General features: G+C 65.0%; 6 protein-coding genes. 4 read left to right on the top strand and 2 right to left on the bottom strand.

Annotated features, from left to right (window positions below):
* Nucleotides 1-129 precede the first annotated feature (129 nt).
* Complete coding sequence (locus EN879_RS25005; RefSeq protein ID WP_013530052.1) at nt 130-735, bottom strand: NADPH-dependent FMN reductase; 606 nt, start codon at nt 733-735, stop codon at nt 130-132.
* Nucleotides 736-824: 89 nt separating this feature from the next.
* Between EN879_RS25005 and EN879_RS25000 the strand changes: the two genes are divergently transcribed.
* Nucleotides 825-1,193 carry a helix-turn-helix domain-containing protein gene (locus tag EN879_RS25000; protein WP_024504168.1) on the top strand — a complete coding sequence of 123 codons (369 nt, stop codon included), beginning with the start codon at nt 825-827 and terminating at the stop codon, nt 1,191-1,193.
* Nucleotides 1,194-1,342: 149 nt separating this feature from the next.
* Here the strand turns inward: EN879_RS25000 and EN879_RS24995 are convergent, their stop codons facing one another.
* Complete coding sequence (locus EN879_RS24995) at nt 1,343-1,546, bottom strand: hypothetical protein (RefSeq protein WP_013530050.1); 204 nt, start codon at nt 1,544-1,546, stop codon at nt 1,343-1,345.
* 221 nt (nt 1,547-1,767) lie between these two features.
* On the opposite strand from EN879_RS24995, the gene EN879_RS24990 reads away from it, so the two are divergent.
* The 3 genes from EN879_RS24990 to EN879_RS39500 form a co-directional block, all read left to right on the top strand.
* Nucleotides 1,768-2,505: a response regulator transcription factor gene (locus tag EN879_RS24990; RefSeq protein ID WP_063168819.1), complete on the top strand. Its 738-nt coding sequence runs from the start codon at nt 1,768-1,770 to the stop codon at nt 2,503-2,505.
* Nucleotides 2,506-2,555: 50 nt separating this feature from the next.
* Nucleotides 2,556-4,310: a 7TM diverse intracellular signaling domain-containing protein gene (locus EN879_RS24985; RefSeq protein ID WP_158515801.1), complete on the top strand. Its 1,755-nt coding sequence runs from the start codon at nt 2,556-2,558 to the stop codon at nt 4,308-4,310.
* A 116-nt stretch (nt 4,311-4,426) separates the two neighbouring features.
* Nucleotides 4,427-4,638, top strand: a 212-nt coding sequence (locus tag EN879_RS39500) for a hypothetical protein (protein WP_206520998.1), incomplete at its 3' end; no start/stop codon positions are given.

Raw genomic sequence — 4,638 nt, 5'->3', positions numbered from 1 at the left:
CATCTGGATTCGCCCGGTATCGGCCGCGTCGTCCGATCCGGCGCCAGCTTTCGGTTTGAGCCGCTATAATTGAAAAAGGGCGGCGCAAGCGCCGCCCCGGATCCTTGGGAGGATAATTCGAACCGGCGGTCAGGCCGCCTTGACTTCCTCGGCGACGGCGTCGGCCTGACGCGCTGCCTTGAGCACCTTGGCCCACCAGGCAACGTCGTTGACCAGCGCCGTGGCGGCCTGGTTCAGATGCTCGAGGTCTTCCAGCTTCTTCTCGCCCTGGCGGACGGCGAGGAAATCGCCCCAGGCGATATGGACGGCCGACTTGACCGGCGCCATCTGCAATTCGACGGCATGAAGGCGGAGCTGTTCGACGGCGCGAGCGCCACCGACGCTGCCATAGCCGACGAAGCCGGCCGGCTTCTTGTTCCATTCGTTGGCGGCGTAGTCGATGGCATTCTTCAGCACCGCCGTCGGGCCATGATTGTATTCGGCGGCGGTGAAGATGAAGCCGTCGAATTCGGCGACCTTCTTCTGCCAGCGCTGTGCCACTTCGTTCTGCGACGGCGCCCATGCGGAGGATGCGACTTCGTCGAAGAACGGCAGCGGGAAGTCGCGAAGGTCGACGATCTCGACATCGATGTCGGCATGCGACTTGGCGATCTTGGCGATCCATTGGGTTGGCACATCGGCGAAACGAGCGGCGCGCGTCGATCCGACGACGATGGCAATTTTGGGTTTGGACATAAGGGCTCTCCTTGCACGAAGTACTGGTATCATTTGGATACCTGCGCTATATGAGATACTGCAAACGCGATGCACAAGAAGGCACTTTTTTGTTACCGAGGCACCCACACCGCTCCGAAGACTGCCGCGCCATCTCGGAAATCCTGCAGCGCGTCGGCGACAAATGGACCGTTCTGGTCGTCGGCAAGCTGGGCGACGGACCGCTGCGTTTCAACGAATTGCGCGCAGCCGTCGGCGGCATCTCGCAGAAGATGCTGACCACCACCTTGCGCGGGCTGGAGCGTGACGGCTTCGTCACCCGCACCGTGTTTCCAACCATTCCGCCGCGCGTCGATTATGAGCTGACCGAGCTCGGCCACGAGCTGCTGATCCCCGTCAGCGCACTGAGCGAATGGGCGCGCGCCAACACCATGCGCGTCAAGGCGGCGCGCGAAAAATTCGACGGCGCCCGCGTCTGAAACCCTTGCGCGGCAAGGGATTCAGCCCCGCACGCAACATCCGGCTTGTCTGATCGGAAATTCTATCTCGGCTGCGCGGATCGTGCCCGGATGCAAGCGCCGTTTTGGCTGGCGGATTGCCGCTCATGCGGTCCCCTGACGGCTGCCGCTCAGGCTCCTGATGCGCGCACATCGCATCGCGCGGCGGCACAGGTATCACACCGTGCGCCCCGCTCGCCGGGAGCCTGTCCTCCATGCGTGCAGGCGACGCGCGAGATGTCTTCCTTCACCTCCGCGTAAGCGGTCACGCCGAGCAGGCAGGTCGTCGCGACCAGGGCTGCCACGAGCCAACCGTTCAGCAGATGTTGACGCATTGTCTCTCCTCCGATTGCAGCAGGATCGGGCTTGGAGGCAACCGTTGGATGTCACGAAAAGCGCCTCCCGCACGGGCGCTGTTACAAACGGCCATACCCGGCTCGCTCTACCTGATCCCAGCTATGTCGGCGGCAACCGATCCATGGCAGACTGGGTACGATCGGTTGGGTATTTTCCGCCCGGCTGCTACAGGTGAAAGCCGCCATTCGCGTCGAGGTTCATGTCGTCCAAGGAACATCCCGCCATCGACCTGCCATCGGAAGCACTGCTGCCGAGCCCGCTGCTTGTCGTCGAGGACGAGCCGATGATGCAGGTGCGGTTGCGCTCGATCCTGAGGGGCCTTGGCTACGCTCAGGAGGAGCTGTTTTTCGCCGGGTCGATCGCGCAGGCCAAGGCCCTGCTCGTCGACCAACCCTTCGCCATGACGCTGGTCGATGTCGGCCTGCCCGATGGCAACGGCATCGACCTCATCCGCTCCCTGCACGAGCACGACGCGGCGCTGCCGATTCTCGTCATCTCGGCCTGGAGCAACGAAAACACCATCCTCGAAGCCCTGCGTGCCGGAGCGACCGGCTATCTCTTGAAGGAGCGCGACGACGTCGAGCTGTCACTTTCGATCCGCAGCACCATTCGCGGCGGCGCGCCGATCGATCCCTTCATCGCCCGGCGCATCCTGGAACTGGTGTCGGCGCCGGCGTCATCCGGGCGCGCCCGTTCCTCCACCGACAGGCCGGGGCGCGGCAAGCCCGCGCTTGCGCCGCCGCCTCCCTTGACGCCGCGCGAGGTCGAGATCCTCAACCTCGTTGCCAAGGGGCTTACCAATCGAGAGATTTCGGGGGTCCTTTCCCTTTCCAGGTTCACGGTCGAATGCCACATTCGCAACATCTACAAGAAGCTGTCGGTCAAATCCCGGACGGAAGCGATTTTCGAGGCGCGGTCGCAAGGCTTCTTGCCCTGATATTCCTGCTCCTCGCGCCGGGCGGCATCGCCCTCGGCGCCGACGGGGCCGTGCCGTTCAAGACGATCGAGGCCGTTCGATCCGGCTGGGACGCCGCCGCGCCGCCGGCCGCCGGCTGGACCAGCGTGACCTTGCCCGATGACTGGGCGACGCGCTGGCCCGGTTTCGACGGCGTGGTCTGGTATCGCCTCACCTTCGACAGGCCCGACGCGGCCGAGCCGCTAGGCCTCGCGCTGAACTACTGGACACTGGCCGGATCGATCTCTGTCAACGCCGCGGAACTCGGCCGCGACGAATTCCTCGTCGAGCCGTTGACGCGCTCATGGAACGTGCCCCGCTACTGGCAGCTCGCTTCCCCGGTCCTGCATGCCGGCACCAACACGCTGCTGATCAGGGTCTCGGGCCTAGCGCCGTACCAGCCAGGCCTTGGTCCGGTCCTGATCGGCCCGCCTTCGGCGACGCGTGCCCATTTTGTCCAGCAATTCTGGATTCGCCGCGAACTGCCGGTCTTCTATCTCGGCGTCACCGCGGCGCTTGGCACCTTCTTCTTCGTCGTCTGGCTGCTGCGCCGAAGCTTGAAGGCCTATGGCTGGTTCGCCCTGATGACGATTGCGTGGTTTTGCTATTCGCTCAATTTCGTGGTGACGAGCCCCTGGCCGTTCGCGGCGACCGACACCTGGCAGCGTTTTATCATGCTCTCCTTCATGGTCATGGCCGCCGCCTTCGTGCTGTTTGTCATCCGCTTTGCCGAGCGCCGCTTTCCCAGGGGGGAAGCCGTGCTGTGGGCCGCGCTGGCGATCGGCGCCGCGGCCCTGTTTGCCACACCGCATTCCCAACTCGGCCCGATGCTCAACCTGCTGGCCTTGTTCTGGTCGCTGCTTTACATCGGCGCCTGTTTCCTGTCGATCGGCCTGACCTGGCGCAGCAATCGGCTGGACCACATCGTCCTTCACATCGTCAACGCGCTCACCATCGTGGCCATCCTGCATGACCTGATGACCTATCTCGGCATCCTTCTTGGCAATGTCTACTACGTCACGCTGACATCCCACTTTCAGATGGTCGGCATGGCGCTGGTGCTGGCCTGGAACTTCGTCGCCAACATGCGCCGCATCGAGGGGTTCAACGATGAGCTCACGGCCAAGATCGAAACCGCCAGGGAAGAACTCGCCCTCACGCTGCATCAGCAGCATGAGGTCACCCTGGCCAACACCAGGCTGGCCGAGCGCGTCTCCCTTTCCCACAATCTGCACGATGGCATGGGCGGCACCCTGGTCAATTCGATCGCCATGCTGGAGCATGCGCCGCAGAACCTGCCGGCCGATCGCTTCCTGTCCGTCCTCAAGGAACTGCGCGACGAGTTGCGGGTCATCATCGACACCGCCGCCGACGACCAGACGGGCGGCCAGTCGCTGGCCGAGTGGATCGCGCCGCTGCGCCGCCGCCACACGCTGGCATGCGAAAGCCGCGACATCGATTGCGTGTGGAACCTGACCGGGCTGGAGGACTGCCACCTGTCGCTCGCGCGAAGCCTCGATCTCGTCCGCATCCTGCAGGAAGGCCTGACCAACGTGCTCAAGCACAGCCAGGCAAGCCGCGTCGTCATCGACCTGCACCGGCGCGGCGAGACGCTGAGCCTGGCCATAAACGACAATGGCGTCGGCTTCGATGCCGCCTCGCAAGCGCCCGTCCCGGGCACCGGCCTGCGCTCGATGCGGGCACGGGCCGGACGGCTGGGCGGTACGCTCGACACGCGGTCGCGGCGCGGCGAAACCGTGCTGGCCTTGCATGTGCCCGCGGCCTGACCGGCCGATCCCGGCGCGGCGGGCATAGCTAGTTTCAACGATATCCGGCCTTGGTCTCGGGTGCTATGCCCGGGGACATGCACGACTGCGTCGGTGCTGATCTGGGGAGCTTGGCCTTGACAGGAATTGCCATCGTCTCGAAGCGAAGCCTGCTGCGCTCGACCGCTCTCGCGACCTGCCTCCTGGCCCCCCTGGCCTGGAGCCCCGCCATGGCCGACGGTGCTGGCGGACATGGCGCGACCAACGCCGCGGGCCGGGGCGGCGGCCAGGGTGGTGGCGGGAGCGGCGCAGGCGCAGCCGGAACCGGCGGCACCGGGGGAGTTTTGGG

Origin of the sequence: Mesorhizobium sp. M7A.F.Ca.AU.002.02.1.1 (assembly GCF_003998535.1) — a bacterium.
Taxonomy (GTDB): domain Bacteria; phylum Pseudomonadota; class Alphaproteobacteria; order Rhizobiales; family Rhizobiaceae; genus Mesorhizobium; species Mesorhizobium ciceri.
This window is presented reverse-complemented; position numbering and strand designations above follow the sequence as displayed.